Raw genomic sequence first — 24,008 nt, 5'->3', positions numbered from 1 at the left:
CGTCCCCCACCCTCTCCTTAATCGCGGATAGCCCGACGGCGCTAAGCGGGACGCCAAGTTGGGTCGGGGTCGTCGCTGGGCAGGGAGCCTTGCAGCGCCAGCAGTAGAAAGAAGACCACGAAAGCGAGGCCTATCTGCGTTTCCAGCGTGTATTCGACTAGCAATGATAGGGCGATACTAACATACTGAGCCAGTAGCAACGGCGCGTGTTTGCGGCGAGCCCACCACGCGGGGTAGAATAGTCCGGCGCAAAATACCATCAGCCCCAATGCGCCGTAAGCGGCCAGGTTGTATAGGTACTGGTTGTGGGGCTGGATATAGAACTCAGAACCCATTTCGGGGTAAAGCCTGGCGTAACGCTTCGCCATTTCGCTCTCCAGGTCTGCCTTGCTCACCCCCACCAGTTTGTTATCGGACCAGATGGCCAGCGCGGCTTTGTAGGAATATACCCGCGCCGCGATGGAGAAGTTCTTACCCTCGGAGCTGGTGGTCTGCTTGACCTTGCCAACGTCTTCCTGCGTGTTGTAAACCTTGTTGCGAAACGTGGGGAACGCCACGAAACTGAGCACCGGCAGTAGCACCAATACCGCTGCCAACAGACCAGCCTGCTTCCACTGCCGCTTGCGAAGCACCAGCCACAGGATGGCCAAACCGCCTAAAGCATAGAAGGTCATTTCGCCGCTACGTACTGCCAACAGATGCAGGAATAGCGCGAGGACCACAGTAGCATAAATAACCCACGGCCGCCACGCCTGGCGCACCGCATCATGGGCTAGTAGCAGTGCGCCGGCCGCAATGGCGAGCGTAATAATGAGGCTAAACCGAATGTGGTCCGGCTCGGTCGGCATAACCTTCGAATGGAGGTAGCTTTCGTTGATTGCGCTGGCGTGTAACAGGTAGTTGATAGTTGATCCAATCGCCGCTAGCAGCGTCATCACCACGAGTAATAGCCATAGCCACCGTAGGTAGCGATTTGGCATCGCCGGCAGTAGCCAGAATGCCAGCGGCAACAGCAGAAACGGCAGCTGCAACACCACGTCTTTGCCGTATTCGCCCATATTGGCGGCATTCGTGTTCAGCCCCTGGATAAGGTGCAGCAGAAACACCAGCGATAAGCTTCCGAATACCGGCCACAGCTGCCAGTTGGCTATTCGACGGTGAACGGCGGCGTAGGTGATTCCAGTAAGGGCGATGCCAGCCATCCCGATGCTGGGCAACACGCGAAACCAGTTGGCAATAAAAATACCGACGATGAGGCAGCCGCAGAATAATAGGGCGGCGCGGTGCAGGCGGGCAAGGGTGAAGGTGGTTTGCATTAGGCCTTTTCGCTAGAAGCTATACCCCTGTTATCACCGTACTTCTCCACCATTTGTCTCAATTTCCCAAGACTCCTATTCAAGTAACTCTGGTCCGTCAATATCTCAAATTTCAGGACATTTTCTTCTACGCAATTATCCCGGAATTCTCCGCTTATTGAAACATGACCAACTTCATTGTAGCTAATCTCGAATAACAGATTGTTCTCGTAAGAAGTGAATCTTGCGATTCCGCGCAGGTCACGTTGAGTAGCTTCGAGTTGTTTATAAAAGTCATATATATTTCCAGTAGACACCCATAAAATACTGTTCACAGAAAAACAAGTGCTTTTAAGTTTGAGCTTACTTCTAGTGTCGTAACCGCCAAAAACACTGGTTTCGTTTGGGAAGCCATATGCTTCCTCTATTTTAATCTTAATGAATCCACTGGCCCCTCTGATAGAAAAAGAATCCATAGCACGTAATTGGAAATTGTAAGTCGAGAGTAGTAGGCAACTAGATGTTGTATAAGAAGCCAACCGCCGCAATTTCCAACGAAAAAGCCCCACCGCAACTTGTGCAGTGGGGCTTTTCTCAATTAAAGCTGAAATCGAATCCTCAGACTTTGATTTCTACGTCAACGCCACTGGGCAATTCCAGCTTCATCAGGGCATCTACGGTCTTCGACGACGTCGAGAAGATGTCCACGAGGCGCTTGTAGGTGCAAAGCTGGAACTGCTCCCGGCTCTTCTTATTCACGTGGGGCGAGCGCAACACGGTGAACTTCTCCTTTTGGGTCGGCAAAGGAATCGGGCCGCTAACGATGGCGCCGGTGGCCTTCACTGCTTTCACGATTTTCTCGGCCGATTTGTCTACGAGGTTGTGGTCGTAGCTTTTCAGCTTAATGCGAATTTTCTGGTTCATTGGAATTGGTGGGGGCCGATTGCCCCCGTTAGAAAAGCTTATTTACCTCCTTTTACTTTGGCGATGATGCCTTCGGCCAGGTTCGTGGGCACTTGCTCGTAGTGCGAGAACGTGAGCGAAGCCGAAGCCCGACCCGACGAAATCGTACGCAGTGCAGTTACGTAACCGAACAGCTCGGACAGCGGAACGTCGGCCTTAATCAGCTGGGCACCGCCTTTAGTGTCCATGCCCTTCATCAGGCCGCGACGACGGTTCAAGTCACCGGTTACGGGACCCGTGTACTCGTCGGGGCAAACCACTTCCACGCTCATGATGGGCTCGAGCAATTTCGGGCCAGCCTGGCGGGCAGCTTCGCGGAAACCACCACGGGCGGCAAGTTCGAACGACAGGGCGTCCGAGTCAACGTCGTGGAAGGAACCGTGGTAGAGACGCACTTTCATGCCCTCAATCGGGAAGCCGGCCAGCGGACCTTGCTTCATCGCTTCTTCAAAACCCTTCTGAATAGGCTGGATGAATTCGCGGGGGATGACACCGCCCACAATGGCGTTGTCGAACTCCATGCCGGGCTTTTCGGGTTCGGTTTCCTTCGGGCCAAGCTCAAACAGAATGTCGCCGAACTTACCGCGGCCACCCGTCTGCTTCTTGTAGGTTTCGCGATGGTCGACTTTCTTGGTGAGAATCTCCTTGTAGGCTACCATCGGGGCACCCTGGTTGATTTCCACTTTGAATTCGCGACGCATACGGTCGATGATGATTTCAAGGTGCAGCTCGCCCATGCCACGGAGAACGGTCTGGCCCGTCTCGGGGTCGGTGTTCACTTTCAGCGTGGGGTCTTCCTCGATGAGCTTGGCGATGGCCATGCCCATTTTATCAACGTCAGCCTGCGTTTTCGGCTCGATGGCGTAGCCGATTACCGGCTCGGGGAAGCTCATCGACTCAAGGACGATGGGGTGCTTCTCTTCGCTCAGCGTATCGCCAGTGCGGATGTCTTTGAAACCAACACCTGCCGCAATGTCGCCCGCCTGGATTTTGTCAATCGGGTTCTGCTTGTTGGAGTGCATCTGCATGAGACGCGAGATACGCTCCTTCTTGCCGGTGCGGTTGTTGAGCACGTACGAGCCAGCGTCCAGCACGCCGCTGTAGCAGCGGAAGAAGCACAGACGGCCTACGAACGGGTCGGTAGCAATTTTGAAGGCCAGCGCGGTGAACGGCTCCGTGTTGTCGGGGTGACGCTCGATTTCGGCCCCGGTGTCGGGGTCGGTGCCGATGATGGCGGGCATGTCAAGGGGCGACGGCAGGTAAGCCATGACGGCATCCAGCATCGTCTGTACACCCTTGTTTTTGAAGGCCGAACCGCACAATACGGGCGAGAATTTCATGTCGATAACCGCCTGGCGGATAACAACCATCATTTCCTCTTTCGTAATTGAATCGGGGTTGTCGAAGAATTTCTCCAGCAACGCGTCATCATACTCCGCCACGCTCTCCACGAGCTTCTGACGCCACTCGGCTACTGTCTCAACGAGGTCCTCGGGAACGGGGATTTCGTCGTACGACTTACCTTCGGTTTTGTCGTCCCACACAATGGCTTTGCCAGTCAGCAGGTCAACTACGCCTTTGAAGGTATCTTCAGCGCCAATCGGAATCTGGAGGGGAATGGGGTTAGCGCCCAGTTTCTCCTTGATTTCGTTTACGGCCTTGAAGAAGTCGGCACCGGCGCGGTCCATCTTGTTCACGAAGCAGATACGGGGCACGCTGTACTTGTCAGCCTGACGCCATACAGTCTCCGACTGCGGCTCAACGCCCGAAACAGCGCAGAACAATGCCACGGCACCATCGAGCACACGCAGCGAACGTTCCACTTCTACTGTGAAGTCAACGTGGCCGGGGGTGTCAATCAGATTGATTTTGTACTGGTGGGTATCCGGCGTGGGGTCGCCCTTCACGTCGGTGGGGTAGTTCCAGAAGGTGGTGGTGGCAGCCGAAGTAATCGTGATGCCGCGCTCCTGCTCCTGCTCCATCCAGTCCATCGTGGCGGCACCATCGTGCACTTCCCCGATTTTGTGGGTTTTACCCGTGTAATACAGAATACGCTCCGACGTCGTGGTCTTACCGGCGTCGATGTGCGCCATAATCCCGATGTTGCGGAGGTATTGAAGTTCTTTGTTGACGGCCATTGTTACAATGAGTGAGTTTGTGAACAAGCGAATGAGTGAATCAGTGATTAGGTTCCGTTAGGGGCAAATCACTCATTCACTCATTCGCTTGTTCGCACTTGGTTAGAAACGGAAGTGCGAGAAGGCTTTGTTGGCCTCGGCCATGCGGTGGGTGTCGTCTTTCTTCTTGACGGCAGCACCTTCGCCTTTGGCGGCGGCGATGATTTCGCCAGCCAGCTTATCCTTCATGGTCTTCTCACCACGACGACGGGCGTACTGAATCATCCACTTGGCACCTACCGAAATGCGGCGGTCGGCGCGCACTTCAATCGGAACCTGGAAGGTGGCACCACCTACGCGGCGGCTTTTCACTTCCACGGTGGGCATCACGTTGTTCAACGCTTTGCGCCACATTTCGAGGCCGCTCTCCTTGGTGCGCTGCTCTACGAGGTCGCAGGCGTCATAGAAGATGGTGTACGCGAGGTTTTTCTTACCGTCGTACATCATGTAGTTCACAAAGCGGGTTACCAGCGTCTCCTTGTACTTAGGGTCCGGCAGCAAGATGCGCTTTTTTGGTTTTGACTTTCTCATGATTGAATATAGTTGTCAGTTGCTTGTTGTCAGTTGTCAGTTGCTAGGCCGATTAAACGACCTGATAACTGACAACTAACAACCAACAACTAAATCATTTATTTCTTCTTCTTAGCGGGTGCGCCTTTCGCTGCTGCGGCGGGCTGACCGGGCTTCGGACGCTTAGCACCGTACTTCGAACGACGCTGGGTCCGGCCGCTTACACCGGCGGTGTCCAGGGCGCCACGGATAATGTGGTAGCGAACACCTGGCAAGTCTTTAACCCGGCCGCCACGAATCAGCACGATGCTGTGTTCCTGGAGGTTGTGGCCTTCACCGGGGATGTATGCGTTTACTTCCTTACCGTTGGTAAGGCGCACACGGGCCACTTTGCGCATAGCCGAGTTCGGCTTCTTAGGCGTGGTGGTATACACGCGAGTGCATACGCCCCGACGCTGCGGGCACGAATCAAGGGCGGGCGACTTCGACTTGGTAGTCAAAGCCTCACGGCCTTTCCGTACTAACTGATTGATGGTTGGCATTTAAGGAATGGTTTGTTGGGAGCCGTTTGCCCCTAAAATTTGGCTTGCAAAGGTAAGGTTATTCCGCCGCAATAGCAAACAGACTGAGGATGTTAATTTTTAGAATCCTTGGCTGGGGTTAAAACACGAAAGCGCCCCCACCCAAATGGAGGCGCTTTCGCAGCTAATGTGTCTGCTTCAGCTTACGCCTCTCCTACCGCGCCCCCGAAGTTCATCGGGTAGCTTGGAGCTTCGTTCTGCATCTTGATGGGCCCGAAAGCAGCTTCAAACCGCTCGATGTTTTCGGTGAGGGCTTGCAGGAGGCGCTTGGCGTGCTCGGGCGTGACGACGATGCGCGCCTTCACCTTGGCCTTGGGCAGGCCGGGCATCATGCGGATGAAGTCAATCACGAACTCGCTGTTGCTATGCGCAATCATGGCGAGGTTGGCGTATTCGCCCTCCGCCATGGCTTCAGAAAGCTCGATGTTGATGGCGTTTGGGTCCGGGTTTTGGTCGGTTGATTGCATGGGATTGTGTGTGAGAGATTCCGTCTTTAAGCTGTTCGCTGCTTTTTCCGCAATAAGTATTCGGCAACTACTCCAAACAACATAGGGGCTAAAAACACGAGGTTTATAATCCCCCACTCGTTCCCCGGTTTCATTATTGGTTCAATACCGATAAAAGCGAATAGTGCAGCTATTACGAATCCAAATAGACGCCATAATGGCGATTTCTTTTCCAAAAACACCCATATGGCTACAGCATAAAGCACTGCACCTATTATCAGAATCCCTATTAATACAGGGATGAACCCTATAACAGTTGCTGCTGCTTCTGATGCGTTTATTAGTATGGAGGTAGCCATCGTTGCCTTCTGCAAATGAAGCAATAGTGCTCTAAGCTAAAACAAAAAAAGCCGACCGGGATACCCCGGTCGGCTTTTCCATTACAAACCTACGGCAGATTACTCAGCCGATACTTCGCGCTTGCCAGCACGGCTGGGGCGCTTGGCGGGAACGGCGGCTTCGGCTGCTTGCGCGGCCTGGGCAGCTTCCATCTCCTCTTTCGAGCCGACAATCTGACGGGTGTACTCGCGCAGACCAGTACCGGCCGGGATGAGGTGACCGACGATTACGTTCTCCTTCAGGCCCAGCAGCTGGTCGGCCTTGCCACGGATGGCGGCTTCGCTCAGAACCTTGGTCGTTTCCTGGAAGGATGCGGCCGAGATGAACGAGGCCGTGCCCAGCGAGGCCTGCGTGATGCCTTGCAGCGTGGGGCGCGAAACCGAAGGCTGTGCGTCGCGCACTTGCACGAGGGCGAGGTCGCGGCGTTTCAGGCTGCTGTTCTCGTCGCGGAGACGACGGGCCGTCACAATCTGACCGGGCTTCATATTGCTCGAATCACCGGCTTCGGTCACCACTTTCATGTCGATAATCATGTCGTTCTCGGCCATGAAGATGATTTTATCAATCACCTGATTTTCGAGGAACGACGTGTCACCGGCATCCAGAATCACCACTTTCTGCATCATCTGGCGAACAACCACCTCGATGTGCTTATCGTTGATTTTCACACCCTGCAAGCGGTATACTTCCTGAATCTCGTTCACGAGGTACTCCTGCACGGCGCCGGGGCCCTGAATGCTCAGGATGTCCGAAGGCGTGATGGCGCCATCCGACAGCGGCATGCCGGCGCGGATAAAGTCGTTGTCCTGCACCAGAATGTGCTTCGACAACGGCACCATGTACTTCTTCTTGACGCCGTCTTTCGACTCAACGTAGATTTCACGGTTACCGCGTTTCACGGTGCCATAGGTTACTACGCCGTCGATTTCCGATACCACGGCGGGGTTCGACGGGTTCCGGGCTTCGAAAAGCTCCGTTACCCGTGGCAGACCACCGGTGATGTCGCGGGTTTTGCCCACCGAGCGAGGAATCTTGGCGAGGATGTGACCAGCCTTGATTTTGTCGTTGTTCTCGACGCTCAAGTGCGAGCCTACCGGGATACTATAGGCCTTCTGGCCTTCGGCATCGCCCTTTTTGCCGGGGCGGATGATGATGGATGGGTTCTGGTCCTTGGCCTTCGATTCGATAATCACCTTCTCGCGGTGACCAGTCTGTTCATCCGATTCCTCGCGGAACGTGATGCCTTCAGTGATGGCGTCGAACTGCACGGTACCATCAAACTCGGCCAAAATAACGGCGTTGTACGGGTCCCAGTTGTTCAGCTCCGTACCTTTTTCCACTTCCTGGCCTTCCGTTACGAGCATGAACGAGCCGTAGGGAACGTGGTTGGAAGTGAAGACGCGGCCGGTGCCTTTTTCCACGATGCGAACTTCGCCCGAGCGGCCCATGACCACGGCACCTTTCACGCCTTCGGCGGTCGTGGTGGCCACGGTACGAACGTCCTCGAACTCCACCACACCAGCAAATTTGGCTTTGATGTTCGACTCCACGGCAATGTTGGAAGCCGTACCACCTACGTGGAAGGTACGCAGGGTCAGCTGCGTGCCGGGCTCACCAATCGACTGCGCGGCGATAACACCGACAGCCTCGCCACGCTGCACCATGCGGCCCGAAGCCAGGTTGCGGCCGTAGCACTTGGCGCAAATGCCGCGCTTGCTTTCGCAAGTCAGCACCGAGCGGATTTCCACCGATTCGATAGCCGTAGCATCGATGCGGCGGGTGGTGTCTTCCTTGATTTCGGAACCCGAAGTCAGGAGTACCTCGCCGGTGATTGGGTCGATGATATCGTGCACCGTCACGCGGCCCAGGATACGCTCGGCCAGGGGCTCTACGATGTCCTCGTTGTCCTTCAGCGCGAAGGTTTCGATGCCGCGCAACGTGCCGCAGTCCGGCTCGTTCACGATGACGTCCTGCGAAACGTCCACCAGACGACGGGTCAGGTAGCCGGCGTCAGCCGTCTTCAGTGCCGTGTCAGCCAGACCTTTCCGGGCGCCGTGCGTCGAGATGAAGTACTCGATTACGTCGAGGCCTTCTTTGAAGTTCGACAGAATCGGGTTTTCGATAATCTCGCCAATCGAGCCTTGCAGCGACTTCTGCGGCTTGGCCATCAGACCACGCATACCGCCGAGCTGACGAATCTGCTCGCGCGAGCCACGGGCTCCCGAGTGCATCATCATGTAGATGGAGTTGAAGCCCTGGTCCTCCTTTTCGAGGCGGCCCATCAGCGTCTCCGTAATCTGGTTGTTGATGCGGGTCCAGATGTCAATAACCTGGTTGTAACGCTCGTTGTCTGTAATCAGACCCATCTGGTAGTTCTGCGTCACGGCCTTCACGTCGTTCTGCGCCTGCTTTACCAGCACGTCCTTCTCCATCGGGATTTTGATATCGCCGAGGCCCATGCTCAAGCCGCCTTTGTAGGCCGACTGGAAACCGAGGGTCTTGATTTCGTCGAGGAACTGCGCGGTGCGGGCCATGCCCGTGCGCTTGAACACCGTCGAGATGATTTGCTGGAGCTTCTTCTTGGTCAGCAGCTCGTCCACGAAACCTACTTCCTCCGGCACGAGCTGGTTGAACAGCACACGGCCAGCCACAGTATCCACGATTTTGGTTACCAGGTCGTCGTTTTCGTCGCGAATCTGCGTCCGTACCTTAATGAAGGCATGCTTCGAAAGCTGGCCTTCGTTGATGGCAATCACAACCTCCTCATCCGAGTAGAAAACCCGGTCTTCACCGATAATCTTCTCGTTTTCGGTGCTGCGCTTGCCTTTGGTTACATAGTACAGACCCAGAACCATGTCCTGCGACGGCACCGCGATGGGCGCGCCGTTGGCGGGGTTCAGGATGTTGTGCGAGGCCAGCATGAGCATCGAAGCTTCCAGGATAGCGGCCGGGCCGAGGGGCACGTGCACAGCCATCTGGTCACCGTCAAAGTCAGCGTTAAACGCCGTACAAACGAGGGGGTGCAGCTGGATAGCTTTGCCCTCGATGAGACGCGGCTGGAATGCCTGAATGCCCAAGCGGTGAAGCGTAGGAGCACGGTTGAGGAGCACTGGATGGCCTTTCAGCACGTTCTCCAGGATGTCCCACACCACGGCGTCCTTGCGGTCCACAATTTTCTTAGCCGATTTCACCGTCTTCACAATGCCGCGCTCGATGAGCTTGCGGATGATGAACGGCTTGAACAGCTCGGCTGCCATGTTCTTGGGCAGGCCGCACTCGTGCAGCTTCAACTCAGGACCAACGACGATAACCGAACGACCCGAGTAGTCGACACGCTTACCGAGCAGGTTCTGACGGAAGCGGCCCTGCTTGCCTTTCAGCATATCGGACAGCGACTTCAGGGCACGGTTGCCTTCGGCGCGCACGGCGTTCACCTTACGCGAGTTGTCGAATAAGGAGTCAACAGCCTCTTGCAGCATGCGCTTCTCGTTCCGCAGAATCACCTCGGGAGCCTTGATTTCAATCAGGCGCTTGAGGCGGTTGTTGCGGATGATAACGCGACGGTACAGGTCGTTCAAGTCGGAAGTGGCGAAACGGCCACCGTCGAGCGGAACGAGGGGACGCAATTCCGGGGGAATAACGGGCACCATGCGGATAACCATCCACTCGGGCTTGTTCTCCACGCGGGTTGCAGCGTCACGGAAAGCTTCCACCACGCGCAGACGCTTCAGGGCTTCCGCCTTCCGCTGCTGCGACGTTTCGTGGGCAGCGGAGTCACGTAGCGAGTAGCTCAACTCGTCCAGATTGATGCGCTCCAGCAGCATGTGGAGGGCATCGGCACCCATGCGGGCGATGAACTTGTTAGGGTCCTCGTTGGGCAGCATCTGGTTCTCCCGGGGAAGTTTGTCGATGATGTCCAGGTATTCGTCCTCGGTGAGGAAGTCGAGCACTTGCACGCCTTCTTCCGCCAGCGAACCGGGCTGAACAACAACGTACCGCTCGTAATAGATAATCTGGTCGAGCTTCTTGGTGGGCAGGCCCAGCAGGTAGCCGATTTTGTTGGGCAGCGACTTGAAGTACCAGATGTGGGCAACGGGCACCACCAACTCAATGTGGCCCATGCGCTCACGACGCACCTTCTTCTCAGTCACCTCCACGCCGCAACGGTCGCAGATGATGCCCTTGTAGCGGATGCGCTTGTACTTACCGCAGTGGCATTCCCAGTCCTTCACCGGACCGAAAATCCGCTCGCAGAACAAGCCACCCATTTCGGGCTTGTAAGTGCGGTAGTTGATGGTTTCAGGCTTCACTACTTCACCGGTGCTGCGCTCCAGAATTGCTTCGGGCGAGGCCAGCGAGATGGTGACTTTGGAGAAGTCCTGAACTACTTTCTTGTTTTTTGCGAAAGCCATTTGATTGGGGTTAAGCGTGTAGCTGTTTGGCTTACTTTCTGTTTGGTTCCTCGCACATCGCCAGATGGGCGCAAGAGTTCCAAACAGTTCGACACTTCAAAAAGTGCCTTTACTCAACAGATAGGTATGTGTAGCAAAGACAATTAAGAAATATCTGTTCAACTAGCTCGTCGTCAGGCTAAGGGCAAAAAGGCCTTCAATTAAGTTGCTTGGAGAATCTTGCTGCTGAACTGACCATATCTCGGGACAGCTTCCCCAGCTTCTTTCATTGAAGCGTTTTCTTACTCTCATTTTGCGGAGCCGCTTGATTAGTGGCTCCGGTTGCCTGATGGCGAAGCATTCAAATTTCAACTTGTAGTTAAGTACCAGAACCCAGTCATCATGTGTTAACCTAAGGACTGTTAGAAACGTGGCTGATGGCAACAACTATCGCCATTTTATGGTAATGTCTCTGAATTCAACTTTACCTGCTTGCCCTCCGAATCTATCAAAATAAGGCAGTGGCAAAAGCTTGATTTTTGTCACACTTGGCAAAACACCCTTGAAAAAATAAACTGTTTTCAAGGGTACATCTGTGTATAGTGTAGCGAAGAGTGTTAAGCCACGTCTGGATTCGTTTTTACCGAACACAGCACTTTCACAGCTGAAAGTTTCTCCTTTATCGTTGATGAATTCAGAAACTTGAGTATTGTAGTTATCAAAATTCGGACCCTTGTTGGTAACTAAAATAGTAACTGCAACTGTCTGATTGGTCTTGTTACCAACTGCGCTGACCAATTTGAAATTTATATTCTTGTCGGTTTGCATTTGGCCAACCAAGCTTTCGTCCAATGCCACACTGGTATTACCAGTTACAGCCACACGCTTCGCCTTAATAACCTTTTTCTGACCATAACTAGTCGTTGCGCCTAATAAGGCTAAGACTAGTACTAAAAAGGATATTTTCATACGAAAGAGTTAGTTAGAGCGGTAAAAGCAGCCTTTTCTGGCATTTTTAGCAGCTCAGCTACTAATGAGTCCTCATCAATTGCTTCAGAATGAATCCCCTGACCTTGGTCAGTACTCCATTAGCAGTTGCACGTTACTTCCGAAGCATTGCACAGATGGGAATACCTCCGCTCAATGTGCATATGCATGAGCTCAGTCCCTTAACTGTTGTAAGAGAAGAATCGAAATCTGGCAATTCGGAGAACGGGCGTCGTTTCAATCAGCAAGTGTTGAACGGTTAGTTACCAGCGCCAAAGCACCAGCAACTAACCGTTCACTTCACTATTCCATCGTGATTTCGAGTGCCAGACCACGGAGTTCGTGGAGCAACACGTTGAACGACTCGGGGATATTCGGCTTGGGCAGAATGTCACCTTTTACAATGGCTTCGTACGCCTTGGCGCGGCCCACCACATCATCCGATTTGATGGTCAGGATTTCCTGAAGCACGTTGGAAGCACCGAAGGCCTCCAGTGCCCACACTTCCATCTCGCCGAAGCGCTGGCCACCGAACTGCGCCTTACCACCCAGCGGCTGCTGCGTGATGAGCGAGTACGGCCCGATGGAACGAGCGTGCATCTTGTCGTCAACCAAGTGACCGAGTTTGAGCATGTAAATCACGCCCACGGTTACCGGCTGGTCGAAACGGTCGCCGCTCAGGCCATCGTACAGGTAAGCACGGCCCCAATCCGGCAGGCCGGCTTCGGTCAGCTCATGCGCAACTTCGTCCTCGGTAGCGCCGTCGAAAATCGGAGTTGCGTAAGTGCGACCCATTTTCAGACCAGCCCAACCAAGTACCGTCTCATAAATCTGACCGATGTTCATGCGGCTTGGTACACCAAGCGGGTTCAGCACGATGTCCATCGGCGTGCCATCTGGCAGGAAAGGCATGTCCTCATCGCGCACGATGCGGGCTACCACACCTTTGTTACCGTGGCGGCCGGCCATTTTATCACCCACTTTCAGCTTGCGCTTCTTGGCGATGTACACTTTGGCAAGCTGCACGATGCCAGCAGGCAGTTCGTCGCCCACTTCCAGAGTGAAGCGCTGACGCTTGAAGCGCGCGGTGATGGTGTTGCGGCGCTTGGCGTAGTTACGCACCAGCTCCAGCACCAGGCCATTCACGCGGGCATCAGCCGTCCAGCCTTCCAGAATGAGGTCCTTAAACAGGTTCACTTCTTCCGGAACAGCGTAATTGCTTTCGTCTTTGTAAGGGTTCTTCTCGGGGAACATCCCCTCGTTGATGTTCTTGCGGTTGAACTTCACGCCCTTGGCAATCATCTCCTCGCCGAAGCGATGTTTGATGCCCTGGCTCGTTTTGCCTTCCAGCAATTGCACCAGCTTATCCACCATGATGGCTTTCACGCCGCGCAACTCCTGCGCGTAGGTGCCCTTCAGGTCTTCCACTTCTTTCTTCGACTTAGCCCGGAGGTTTTTGTCTTTCTTAGGACGCGAAAAGAGTTTGGTGCCGATAACCACACCCTGCAGGGAGGGCGGCGCTTTGAGCGAAGCATCCTTCACATCGCCGGCCTTGTCGCCGAAGATGGCACGGAGCAACTTCTCTTCCGGAGTGGGGTCCGTCTCGCCTTTTGGCGTGATTTTACCAATCAGGATGTCGCCTTCCTTCACCTCCGCGCCGAGGCGGATGATGCCGTTGTCGTCGAGGTTGCGCACGGCTTCTTCGCTCACGTTCGGAATCTCCGAGGTCAGCTCTTCTTCGCCGCGCTTGGTCTCGCGCACTTCCAGCTCAAACTCCTCAATGTGAATCGAGGTGAAAATGTCGTCGCGAACCACACGCTCCGAGATAACGATGGCATCCTCGAAGTTGTAGCCCTGCCACGGCATAAATGCCACCTGCATGTTGCGGCCCAGGGCGAGCTCGCCTTTGTTGGTGCCGTAGCCTTCGCAGAGAGCCTGGCCCTTGGTCACCCGCTCACCGCGCTTCACAAGCGGCGTCAGGTTGAGGCAGGTGTCTTGGTTGGTACGACGGAACTTGATGAGGTCGTAGGTGATACGCTCGGCATCGAAGCTCACCATGATGTCGTCGTCCGTGAGGTCGTACTTCACCACGATTTTGTTGGCATCCACGTAGTCAATCACGCCCTCGCCTTCCGACATAATCAAAGTACGCGAGTCGCTGGCGATACGTGCTTCCAGACCCGTGCCCACAATCGGAGCCTCGGGACGGAGCAGCGGTACTGCCTGGCGCTGCATGTTCGAGCCCATCAGGGCACGGTTGGCGTCATCGTGCTCCAGGAACGGAATCAGCGAAGCAGCTACTGACACAATCTGGTTCGGGGCCACGTCCATGTAGGAGTACTCCGACGGATTCACCACGGGGAAGTCACCTTCAAAACGGCCCTTCACCAGTTCCTGGGTCAAGTTGCCGCCCTCATCCAGCAGGGAGTTGGCCTGCGCGATGTGGTGGGTGTCCTCCTCCTCAGCGGTCAGGAATTTCACGTTGGGGCTCATGTCCACCTTGCCGCCTTTCACGTCGCGGTAAGGAGTCTCGATGAAGCCCATGGCATTCACGCGAGCATGCACGCACAGCGACGAAATCAGACCAATGTTAGGTCCTTCCGGCGTTTCAATCGTGCAAAGACGACCGTAGTGGGTGTAGTGAACGTCACGTACTTCGAAACCAGCGCGCTCACGCGACAGACCTCCTGGCCCGAGCGCCGATACGCGACGCTTGTGCGTCACCTCGGCCAGCGGGTTGGTCTGGTCCATGAACTGCGACAGCTGGTTCGTACCGAAGAACGAGTTGATAACGCTGGACAGCGTCCGGGCGTTAATCAAATCCACCGGCTTAAAGTCCTCGTTGTCCCGCACGTTCATGCGCTCCTTGATGGTACGCGCCATACGGGCCAGACCCACGCCAAACTGCGCGTAAAGCTGCTCGCCCACGGTGCGGACACGACGGTTGCTCAAGTGGTCAATGTCATCGACAATGGCCTTCGAGTTGCTCAAGCCAATCAGATACTTCACAATCAGGACAATGTCCTGGTTGGTCAGTACCCGCGACTCCTGGTCCATGCCAATCTGGAGCTTCTTGTTAATCCGGTAGCGACCAACCTCGCCGAGGTCGTAGCGCTTATCCGAGAAAAACAGCTTCTGGATGATGTCACGAGCGGTTTCTTCGTCAGGAGCCTCCGTGTTCCGGAGCTGACGGTAAATCTGCTCAACAGCCTCCTTCTCCGAGTTGGAGTTGTCCTTTTGCAGCGTGTTGTAAATAATCGCGAAATCCGCAATGTTCACATTCTCACGGTGCAGGATTACCGACTTCGCGCCGGCCTCCAGAATCACGTCGATGTCCGCTTCCTCAATGGTCGCATCGCGCTCCAGCAACACTTCGTTGCGGTCAATCGATACCACTTCGCCGGTGTCCTCGTCCACGAAGTCTTCCGTCCAGGTGCGGAGCACCCGGGCAGCCAGCTTGCGACCAACGGCTTTCTTAAGGTTTTTCTTATCGGACTTCACTTCCTCCGACAGCCCGAACAGGTCGAGAATGTCCTTGTCAGTGCCGTAGCCGATGGCGCGAAGCAGCGTCGTCACCGGGAATTTCTTCTTCCGGTCGATGTACGCGTACATCACGTTGTTCACGTCCGTGGCGAATTCAATCCACGAGCCTTTGAACGGAATAATCCGGGCCGAATACAGCTTGGTACCGTTCGTGTGCTTGCTTTGGGCGAAGAATACGCCCGGCGAGCGGTGCAGCTGCGATACGATAACGCGCTCGGCCCCGTTGATAACGAACGAACCCTTCACGGTCATGTAAGGGATGTTCCCGAGGAACACCTCCTGCTCAATCGTTTCGAAGTCCTCGTTGTCCTTATCATTGCACACCAAACGCAGCTTGGCTTTCAGCGGAACTGAATAAGTCAAACCACGGTCGATGCATTCGTCGACCGAATATTTCGGCGGGTCAACGTGATAGTCGATGAAGGTCAGTACGAAGTTTTCGCGCGAATCCGAAATGGGGAAGTTCTCGGCGAACACTTTGAACAATCCTTCGTTAGAACGACGCTCAGCAGCGGTTTCCAACTGAAAGAATTCCTGGAACGAGCGAACCTGCACGTCCAGGAAGTCCGGGTACTCGATAACCTTCTTAATCTTGGCGAAATTGATTCGCGCGTCGGCGGTCTTTTTGAGCGCGGCCGTCTTTGCTTTCGGTGTAGCCAATGCGATGGGGATTATAAGATGGACACAGAAGCGTAAAAAAGGGAGGCCGGCAGGCGGCCCGTCAGCGGTGCATCGCACCCCCTAACTATCTATGCTACAAGATAGTTAGCTGACATAGCAAAAGCGCGAACTGGGTGGCTCGCGCGGTTGACACGCTACAAACAGGAAAAGACCTGGCTATGTTGCCAGGTCTAATCCTTATTCGAAGCGGGTCCGGAGATGCTTCAGGAGCAGAAATTACTTAACCTCTACTTCAGCACCGGCTTCCTCGAGCTGCTTCTTCAGCGACTCAGCCTCGTCCTTGGTTACGCCTTCTTTCACGGGCTTGGGGGCACCGTCAACCAGCTCCTTGGCTTCCTTCAGGCCGAGGCCGGTCAGGTCTTTCACCAGCTTAACTACGGCCAGCTTAGCGCCGCCAGCAGCCTTCAGGATTACGTCGAACGACGTCTTTTCCTCAGGAGCCTCGTCAGCAGCAGCACCACCGCCACCGGCCATCATTACGGGAGCAGCAGCAGCGGGCTCGATGCCGTACTCGTCCTTCAGGATGGTTGCCAATTCGTTTACTTCTTTCACCGTCAGGTTTACGAGCTGCTCAGCGAATGCTTTCAAATCTGCCATTTCTGTAGATTGTTAAAAAAAAGTGTTGTTGAAAATTTATTGTTGAAGTCGAAAAAGAGTGGGCGCTTAGGCGGCCTCTTTTTCGGAAAGCGTTTTGAGGATACCGGCCAGTTTGTTGCCCCCGCTCTGAAGAGCCGAGATAACGTTTTTGGCGGGCGACTGGAGCAGACCGATGAGTTCACCGAGCAGTTCCTGCTTGCCTTTGAGGGTCGTGAGACCTTCGAGCTGGTCGGAGCCGATGTAGATGCTGGCATCTACGTAAGCGCCTTTCAGCACGGGCTTTGGCGTGACGCCGCGGCCGTAAGCCTGAGCCTTATAGAAGTCGCGCAGCAGTTTGGCAGGAGCCGAGCCGCTCTCCGTAGAGAACAACACGCCCGACTGGCCTTTCAGCGCGGCATCCATCTCCGACGTGTCGTGGCCAAGGGTATCAAGCGCTTTCCGGATGAAGGTGTTTTTGTACACCTTGTATTCCAGACCGCGGTTGAACGCCAGACGACGGAAGTCGTTGATTTTCGCTACCGACATCACCGAAGCATCGACAATGTAGAACGAGTTGTGCGATTGCATTTTTCCGCTCAACTCATCCACGAGGGTTTGTTTTTCTTCCCGAGTCATGTTTGGTTGGGTTAATTAGCTAGCGGAGTTTACTTGGCTGTCTACCGGAACGGCGGGCGACATCGTGCTGCTGAGCGTGATGCTCTTGATGTAGGTACCTTTCGAAGACGAAGGCTTCAGGCGACCCAACGTCTGGATTACCTCCAGGGCGTTTTCGGCCAGCATGCTCGGCTCGAACGATACTTTACCCACCGAGCAGTGAATGATACCGGTTTTGTCGACTTTGAAGTCGATTTTACCAGCCTTCACTTCCTGCACCGCCTTGGCGACGTCGGTCGTTACGGTGCCCGACTTCGGGTTCGGCATCAGACCACGGGGACCGAGCACACGGCCCAGGCGACCTACCTTAGCCATTACGGCGGGCATGGTGATGATGACGTCGATGTCGGTCCAGCCTTTCTCGATTTTCGAGATGTAGTCGTCCAGACCCACGAAATCGGCACCGGCGGCCAGCGCTTCAGCCTCCTTGTCGGGAGTAACTAGAGCCAGAACGCGAACGGTTTTGCCAGTGCCGTGGGGCAGGGTGGCCACGCCACGAACCATCTGGTCCGCTTTGCGAGGGTCAACGCCGAGGCGAACGTCAATATCTACTGAAGCATCGAACTTGGTGTAGGTAATGTCCTTCACCACGATTGCGGCTTCCACGAGGCTGCGCATTTGCGTCAGGTCGTGTTTGGCAAGGGCTTCCTTGCGCTTTTTGCTTACTTGTGCCATGTGTTCTTTCTCCGTTTAATTATTCAGCAAAAGGAGAAGTGCCACTGATGGTGATACCCATGCTGCGGGCCGTACCAGCCACCGACTTCATCGCCGACTCCACCTTGAAGGCGTTCAAGTCAACCATTTTCGTTTCGGCAATGGTACGTACTTGGTCCCACGTCACGGAGCCCACTTTGTTCCGGTTCGGCTCTTTCGAACCGCTCGTCAACTTAGCAGCTTCCATGAGCAGCACCGGAGCCGGTGCCGTCTTCACCACGAAGTCAAACGACTTGTCGGTGTACATGGTAATAAGTACAGGACACACTTGACCGGCTTTATCTTGGGTGCGAGCATTGAACTGCTTGCAAAACTCCATGATATTCAAGCCTTTGCTACCAAGTGCAGGTCCTACCGGCGGCGATGGGTTCGCTGAGCCTCCCTTTATCTGCAGACGCAGATAACCTCTGATTTCTTTGGCCATTTGATTGTGTTGGCTGTGGCTCCTGCGTCGTAACTCGCGCTTGCCTCAGTTTAGTAAACTCCTTGTTTGGAAGCCCCGCCGACCCGGAGCAATTAGCCGGCGTGGTATAATCGATAAGGATTAAACCTCCTTTTCTACTTGAGTGTAGCTAAGTTCTACCGGCTGCGAACGGCCGAAGATTTTCACCACTACATTGAGCTTCTTACGCTCCTCAAATACTTCATCCACGTTACCGGAGAAGCCGTTGAAAGGGCCGTCTACCACTTTCACGAGTTCGCCTACTACATAAGGCTTGTCGAGAGCGGCATCAACCTGCTGTTCGGCTTCATCTACGATACCGAGAATGCGGTTCACTTCGGAGATATGGAGCGGAACTGGCTTGTTGTTCGAAGCATCCTTTTTGTCCTTGTCGCCAAGGAAACCAATCACGCCGGGCGTGCTGGTAATGATGTGGTCCACTTCACCGTGGCCGAGGTCGGCGTGGATGATGATGTAGCCGGGGTAGAGGTTCCGCTCGCGGACGCGCTTCTTGCCGTTACGCATCTCAAACACCTTTTCCACCGGAATCAGCACCTGCGGCACCAGCTCGGTCAGGTTGTGGCGACCGAGCTCCGTTTCGAGGTAATTTTTGGCTTTTTTCTCCTGGCCGCTCACGGAGCGTACCACGTACCATTTCAATTCGCCCATCTTAATTGCTGATTAGCGAAACGAGTTATAAAATGCTTTCAGTATCGACTCAAAGCTGATGTCCATGACGCCTACCACAATGGCAAAAACCAGCGAACCAATCAGCACGAGGCCGGCGCTTTTCTGCAGTTCCGTCGTCGTGGGCCACGTTACATTGTAACGCATCTCCTCGATGGTGGTGCGGAAATAATTGCTCAGTTTGTCCATTGGTTGAAGAGATAACAGCGTTGCCGCTGATGACGACATGGAGCGGGCCAACTGACCCAAATTGCACGAGTGGAGAGATTCGAACTCCCGTCAAAGGTTTTGGAGACCCGTATGCTACCGCTGCACCACACTCGTTTATTGACATTCCCACAAAGCGCATTTCGCTAAAGGGAGTGCAAAGGTAAGATAAACAGAAGAGAAAACAAATATTCGCTTCTGTTTCAGCGTAAAAAAGCCGCCCCCGAGGTTTCGAGAGCGGCTTTTTTTACTGATTAAGCCAGAGCTTAGTCGAGAACTTCGGTTACCTGACCTGCACCTACCGTACGGCCACCCTCACGGATAGCGAAACGCAGGCCTTTCTCCATCGCCACCTTGTTGATGAGCTCAACGGTAATGGTGATGTTGTCGCCGGGCATTACCATTTCAACGCCCTCGGGGAGGGTGATGATGCCGGTAACGTCGGTGGTACGCAGGTAGAACTGCGGACGGTAGTTGTTGAAGAAAGGCGTGTGACGGCCACCCTCCTCTTTCGAGAGAACGTAGACTTCAGCCTTGAACTTCTGGTGAGGAGTTACCGAACCGGGCTTGCAGATAACCATGCCGCGACGGATGGCTTCTTTTTCAATACCACGGAGCAGCAGACCAACGTTGTCACCAGCTTCGCCACGGTCGAGGATTTTGCGGAACATTTCCACACCCGTAACCGTCGACTTCAGGCCAGCAGCAGCGCCCATGCCCAGGATGTCAACTTGCTCACCCGAGTTGATGATGCCGCGCTCGATACGACCGGTGGCAACAGTGCCACGGCCGGTAATCGAGAACACGTCCTCAACAGGCATCAGGAAGGGCAGGTCGGTCAGACGAGCAGGAATTGGAATGAACGAGTCAACCGCGTCCATCAGCTCCTCAATTTTGGGAACCCAGTTGGCATCGCCGTTCAGGCCGCCAAGGGCCGAACCCTGGATAACCGGAATGTTGTCGCCATCGAAGTCGTAGAACGAGAGCAGCTCACGGATTTCCATTTCCACCAGCTCGAGGAGCTCGGGGTCATCCACCATGTCTACTTTGTTCATGAACACCACCAGCTGAGGAACACCTACCTGACGAGCGAGCAAGATGTGCTCACGGGTCTGGGGCATTGGGCCGTCGGTGGCAGCTACCACGAGGATAGCACCGTCCATCTGGGCAGCACCAGTTACCATGTTCTTCACATAGTCGGCGTGACCGGGGCAGTCAACGTGCGCGTAGTGACGGTTAACCGTCGAGTACTCTACGTGCGAGGTGTTGATGGTGATACCACGCTCTTTCTCTTCGGGGGCGTTGTCAATCGAACCGAAATCGCGCTTCTCGGCCAAGCCTTTGCCGGCCAGCACCTGCGTGATAGCAGCAGTCAGGGTAGTCTTGCCGTGGTCGACGTGACCGATGGTGCCGATGTTTACGTGCGGCTTGGACCGGTCGAAATTTTCTTTAGCCATTGTAAAGAGTAAAAAAGAGGTGGTGAAGTGAATTTGAGGTAAAATCGGAACCTACACGAAGAAAGCGAGACTCAGCCCCTACTGAAATAGAAAACTGTGCGTCGCTTGCCTGAGAGAACCGAGCCGGCAACCGGAATAATCCCGATTGCTGGACTTGTGTAATAATCTGAGCCATTTATGGGATTTGAACCCATGACCTCTTCCTTACCAAGGAAGTGCTCTACCACTGAGCTAAAACGGCTTATGCTGAAAAATGAGCGGGAGACGAGGTTCGAACCCGCGACCTGCAGCTTGGAAGGCTGCCGCTCTACCAACTGAGCTACTCCCGCGGAGGGAGTTAAAAGTTGAGCGTGTAAAGTTAAGAGTTAAAACCTCTCCACTTTTAACTCTTAACTTTTAACTCAAAATGGTGGGGGTAACAGGACTCGAACCTATGAACCCGAAGGAGGTGAGTTACAGTCACCCGCAATTGCCACTATGCGATACCCCCATTTTTGGTGCTTCGCGGCCGATTACCGAGAAGCTTAGCCCTTTCGTTTCGCTGCTACCGAAGTAGTAGTGTTTCGTAAGGAGTCGCAAAATTAGAGGTTTTTTGACACAAGGCAAGGGATGAAGCAAAAAAAGGTTGTTCTTTTTTTGCTTCATCGGCGGAACTGGCTCCTACATAAGGTTATAAATTGCTTTCAATTTATCGTCCGTTTCCTTCTCACGAATGTTTTGGAGGGTGGCCTTGAGGCCGGGGGTGCTGGGCACGAGCAACGCAAGGCCATGGTATGCTCCGAGGCGTACTTCGTAGCGGGGGTAGGTACGAGCATACTCTTCGAGCACTTTCAGGCCTTTATCGCGCTCGACGGGTGGGATGTTGGCCATAAGAGCTCCGAAAGCCTGGAAGTAGGCGTAAAGGTCGGTTTCGGCTACATCGGATAGCCGGCGTAGAAACCACGGATACTGGTCGAGACGACCATTGAGGGAATAGAACTTGGCAATCGCCACCAGCAGCGTGCTGCTGCGGGTGTTTTCGATGGCCGCGATTTGCTGCTTGGAATTGACCTCCGGGCGCTTGGCCAGGATTTCGATTGCTGCTGCTGAAACCAGGATGGAGCTATCGGCCACGGCAGACCCGTAGACTTCGCCGTAGCTGCCGTCGGGGAAGGCAGAGAGCGTTTTGAGGGCCTGAACGCGGACGCGGGAGTTGGGGTCGGCACTGGCAAGGCGCACAATGTCCTTGCGCATAGCGGTGGGCTCGGGGCCGCGGTACCCGCGCAGGTGTTCGAGGGCAAGGCGACGCACGTTCCAGAATTTGTCGTTGAGCGCGTTGCGCATGAGACTGCTCACGCTCAATTGGTCCGTTTTATTCTGGAGCTGATTCATTACCTCCGCCTTCTGTTGATAATTGCGGGCGTGGTAGTACTGAAATATCAACTCATCCTGGGTACGCTCTTCTTCGATTTGGGCCAGTAGCTGGGTTTCGTTGTCAAACTTGACCAAAACGGGTTTCTGGCTGGCGGGCAGCTGGAACGTCTGGTCGGCTTTGGTAATGGTGATGCGGTGCTCGGTGGGCTGGTTGCTGCCGGTCCAGACGGCTACGGTTACGGGCAGGCGATACACGGGCTGGAAAATGGTATCCTGCACCTGCTGCACGCGCAGGGCTACCTGGCCGTTGGTATAGGTGTGGGAAATGCGCAGCTCGGGGTGCCCCCGGCGCATAAACCACTGGTCGAAAAACCAATTCAGGTCTTCGCCGGTGGTTTCTTCAAAGGCATCACGCAGCTTGGATATTTCGACGGCCGAGAGCTTGTTCTGAGTAAGGTAACGGTTGAGCGAGGCGTAGAAAGCATCGTCGCCCACGTATTTGTGCAACATGTGCAGCACGCGTCCGCCCTTGTCGTACGAGTGGCGGTCGAGCATGTCCTCGCGGTTGACGTAGCGGTAGCGAATGACGGGCTCACGCTTGCTCACGGCCTCTTCGAGGTAGTTATTGATTTTCATCTCCTGAATGAGACTGGCTTCATCGTCGCCATACTTGCGCTCGGCCCAGAGATACTCGGAATAGTCGGCGAATGATTCGTTCAGGGGTAAGTTGCTCCAACTCTCGCAGGTCACGTAGTCGCCAAACCATTGGTGGAACAGCTCGTGAACCACCACAAATTCGCTGGTCTGGTAATTGGCATCGAGCAGCTCGCGCTTGCTGGCCTGCACGAAGCTGCCGAAGGTGGAAGCCGTGGTATTCTCCATGGCCCCGCTAATGTAGTCGCGCACGGCCACCTGGGCATATTTGGGCCACGGGAATTCCACACCCAACTTCTTGGAGAAGAAGTCGAGCATTTCGGGGGTGTGGCCAAACACGGCGCGGGCAGTACCAGCATACTGCGGCTCGACGTAGTAGTCGAGCGGCTTGCCGTGCCAGGAGTCGCTTATTACGGCGAAGTCGCCAACGACCATAGTAGCCAGGTAAGGGGCATGCGGCTCGGTGAGCTTCCAGGTATCGGTGCGGGTGCCGTCGGAGTTGGCGTGGGAGGAAGTGAGCAGGCCATTGGAAAGCGTTTTGAACTGGCTTTCCACGGTCATGCTGATTTCCTGGGTCATCCGCTGGTTGGGCTTGTCGATGGTTGGGAACCAGCAGGAACTGGACTCCGTCTCGCCCTGCGTCCAGATTTGGCGGGGCTTATTCCGTTCCAGACCCAGCGGATTGATGAAATACAGGCCTTTATCGTTGGTAATGGCCGCTGAGCCACCCTGGGGCAGTTCGTTGGGCTTGGCCACGTACACGATACGCACTTGGTAAGGCGTGCTGCGCGGGTACGGGTGGTCGAGCGCGATGACGAGCTTGCGGCGATTGTAATTGTAGTTCAGGTTTTTATTCTTCTTCTCTCCTACCAGCTCTACTTTCTGCACATCGAAACCTTTGGCATCGAGCACCAGCTCGGTCTGGGGATAAAAATGCGCGCGCAGGGTGAGAATAGCCGTGCCCAGCAAGTGCTGCTTTTTGTAGTCGAAGCGTACATCAAGCTTGGTATCGACCACATCGGTCAGCATACTGGCAGCGGGTTGCAAAGGCGCATCGGCGGGTAGCCAAGAGGGCACCGTGAGTCCGGCGGCGGCCGGAGCCGACGCAACAGCCGGCTCCGGCTTTTTGTGGATGGGCGGCCGAAGCACACCCTTGCCAGACGACTGCGCATCGGCCAATAGTGTATTAAACAATAAAAACAGGCCCGTAAGGCCTGGAATCAGATACTTCATGCCAACAAGTACGGGCTAAAAACGCCTCAATTTCCGA

General features: G+C 54.7%; 19 protein-coding genes and 4 tRNA genes. All 23 read right to left on the bottom strand.

Translation table 11 applies throughout. The features are described 5' to 3' along the window. Window positions 1-41: 41 nt before the first annotated feature. On the bottom strand, window positions 42-1,316 hold the full coding sequence (locus ABIB44_RS12570; protein ID WP_354585004.1) for an O-antigen ligase family protein: 1,275 nt from the start codon (window positions 1,314-1,316) through the stop codon (window positions 42-44). Further along, a complete protein-coding gene (locus ABIB44_RS12565; protein WP_354585003.1) occupies window positions 1,316-1,771 on the bottom strand; it encodes a WapI family immunity protein in 456 nt (151 codons plus the stop codon). Before ABIB44_RS12565 ends, ABIB44_RS12570 begins: the two co-directional genes overlap by 1 nt. Before the next feature lie 142 nt (window positions 1,772-1,913). Next, a complete protein-coding gene (gene rpsJ, locus ABIB44_RS12560) occupies window positions 1,914-2,219 on the bottom strand; it encodes a 30S ribosomal protein S10 (RefSeq protein ID WP_035567915.1) in 306 nt (101 codons plus the stop codon). A 38-nt stretch (window positions 2,220-2,257) separates the two neighbouring features. Further along, window positions 2,258-4,396 (bottom strand): elongation factor G, encoded by a 2,139-nt coding sequence (gene fusA / locus ABIB44_RS12555; RefSeq protein ID WP_354585002.1) that lies wholly within the window; start codon window positions 4,394-4,396, stop codon window positions 2,258-2,260. Between the two features lie 102 nt (window positions 4,397-4,498). Further along, window positions 4,499-4,966 (bottom strand): 30S ribosomal protein S7, encoded by a 468-nt coding sequence (rpsG, locus tag ABIB44_RS12550; RefSeq protein ID WP_035567919.1) that lies wholly within the window; start codon window positions 4,964-4,966, stop codon window positions 4,499-4,501. A 98-nt stretch (window positions 4,967-5,064) separates the two neighbouring features. Then, entirely contained in the window at window positions 5,065-5,487 is a 423-nt protein-coding gene (gene rpsL / locus ABIB44_RS12545) for a 30S ribosomal protein S12 (RefSeq protein WP_035567920.1), read from the bottom strand. 182 nt (window positions 5,488-5,669) lie between these two features. Continuing rightward, the gene (locus tag ABIB44_RS12540; protein ID WP_354585001.1) at window positions 5,670-5,993 is read right to left on the bottom strand and encodes a DUF3467 domain-containing protein; all 324 of its coding nucleotides are present in this window, start codon (window positions 5,991-5,993) and stop codon (window positions 5,670-5,672) included. 26 nt (window positions 5,994-6,019) lie between these two features. Further along, a complete protein-coding gene (locus ABIB44_RS12535; RefSeq protein WP_354585000.1) occupies window positions 6,020-6,331 on the bottom strand; it encodes a hypothetical protein in 312 nt (103 codons plus the stop codon). Between the two features lie 99 nt (window positions 6,332-6,430). Then, window positions 6,431-10,783, bottom strand: coding sequence for a DNA-directed RNA polymerase subunit beta' (gene rpoC / locus ABIB44_RS12530; protein WP_354584999.1), 4,353 nt, complete (start codon window positions 10,781-10,783; stop codon window positions 6,431-6,433). A gap of 426 nt (window positions 10,784-11,209) precedes the next feature. Further along, on the bottom strand, window positions 11,210-11,731 hold the full coding sequence (locus tag ABIB44_RS12525; protein ID WP_354584998.1) for a hypothetical protein: 522 nt from the start codon (window positions 11,729-11,731) through the stop codon (window positions 11,210-11,212). A gap of 321 nt (window positions 11,732-12,052) precedes the next feature. Continuing rightward, entirely contained in the window at window positions 12,053-15,898 is a 3,846-nt protein-coding gene (gene rpoB, locus ABIB44_RS12520) for a DNA-directed RNA polymerase subunit beta (RefSeq protein ID WP_502916494.1), read from the bottom strand. 291 nt (window positions 15,899-16,189) lie between these two features. After that, on the bottom strand, window positions 16,190-16,570 hold the full coding sequence (gene rplL / locus ABIB44_RS12515; protein ID WP_168672191.1) for a 50S ribosomal protein L7/L12: 381 nt from the start codon (window positions 16,568-16,570) through the stop codon (window positions 16,190-16,192). Window positions 16,571-16,636: 66 nt separating this feature from the next. Then, window positions 16,637-17,185 carry a 50S ribosomal protein L10 gene (gene rplJ / locus ABIB44_RS12510; protein ID WP_035567386.1) on the bottom strand — a complete coding sequence of 183 codons (549 nt, stop codon included), beginning with the start codon at window positions 17,183-17,185 and terminating at the stop codon, window positions 16,637-16,639. A 15-nt stretch (window positions 17,186-17,200) separates the two neighbouring features. Then, entirely contained in the window at window positions 17,201-17,899 is a 699-nt protein-coding gene (rplA, locus tag ABIB44_RS12505; RefSeq protein ID WP_331060638.1) for a 50S ribosomal protein L1, read from the bottom strand. A gap of 19 nt (window positions 17,900-17,918) precedes the next feature. Then, window positions 17,919-18,362 carry a 50S ribosomal protein L11 gene (gene rplK / locus ABIB44_RS12500; protein ID WP_210521229.1) on the bottom strand — a complete coding sequence of 148 codons (444 nt, stop codon included), beginning with the start codon at window positions 18,360-18,362 and terminating at the stop codon, window positions 17,919-17,921. Window positions 18,363-18,482: 120 nt separating this feature from the next. Then, window positions 18,483-19,049: a transcription termination/antitermination protein NusG gene (gene nusG, locus ABIB44_RS12495; protein ID WP_035567382.1), complete on the bottom strand. Its 567-nt coding sequence runs from the start codon at window positions 19,047-19,049 to the stop codon at window positions 18,483-18,485. A 12-nt stretch (window positions 19,050-19,061) separates the two neighbouring features. After that, a complete protein-coding gene (secE, locus tag ABIB44_RS12490) occupies window positions 19,062-19,256 on the bottom strand; it encodes a preprotein translocase subunit SecE (protein WP_354584996.1) in 195 nt (64 codons plus the stop codon). Window positions 19,257-19,320: 64 nt separating this feature from the next. After that, a tRNA-Trp gene (locus ABIB44_RS12485) sits at window positions 19,321-19,391 on the bottom strand. 149 nt (window positions 19,392-19,540) lie between these two features. Then, window positions 19,541-20,731 (bottom strand): elongation factor Tu, encoded by a 1,191-nt coding sequence (gene tuf, locus ABIB44_RS12480; protein WP_168672198.1) that lies wholly within the window; start codon window positions 20,729-20,731, stop codon window positions 19,541-19,543. A 169-nt stretch (window positions 20,732-20,900) separates the two neighbouring features. Further along, window positions 20,901-20,972 (bottom strand) — tRNA-Thr (locus tag ABIB44_RS12475). Between the two features lie 15 nt (window positions 20,973-20,987). Next, window positions 20,988-21,060, bottom strand: a tRNA-Gly gene (locus ABIB44_RS12470). A gap of 78 nt (window positions 21,061-21,138) precedes the next feature. Then, window positions 21,139-21,221: transfer RNA gene (locus ABIB44_RS12465), tRNA-Tyr, on the bottom strand. A gap of 170 nt (window positions 21,222-21,391) precedes the next feature. Continuing rightward, on the bottom strand, window positions 21,392-23,971 hold the full coding sequence (locus ABIB44_RS12460) for a M1 family metallopeptidase (protein WP_354584995.1): 2,580 nt from the start codon (window positions 23,969-23,971) through the stop codon (window positions 21,392-21,394). Window positions 23,972-24,008 lie beyond the last annotated feature (37 nt).

The organism is Hymenobacter sp. UYCo722 (genome assembly GCF_040547115.1).
Taxonomy (GTDB): domain Bacteria; phylum Bacteroidota; class Bacteroidia; order Cytophagales; family Hymenobacteraceae; genus Hymenobacter.
The sequence above is the reverse complement of the archived record's forward strand: the minus strand, read 5'-3'. Positions and strand labels throughout refer to the sequence as shown.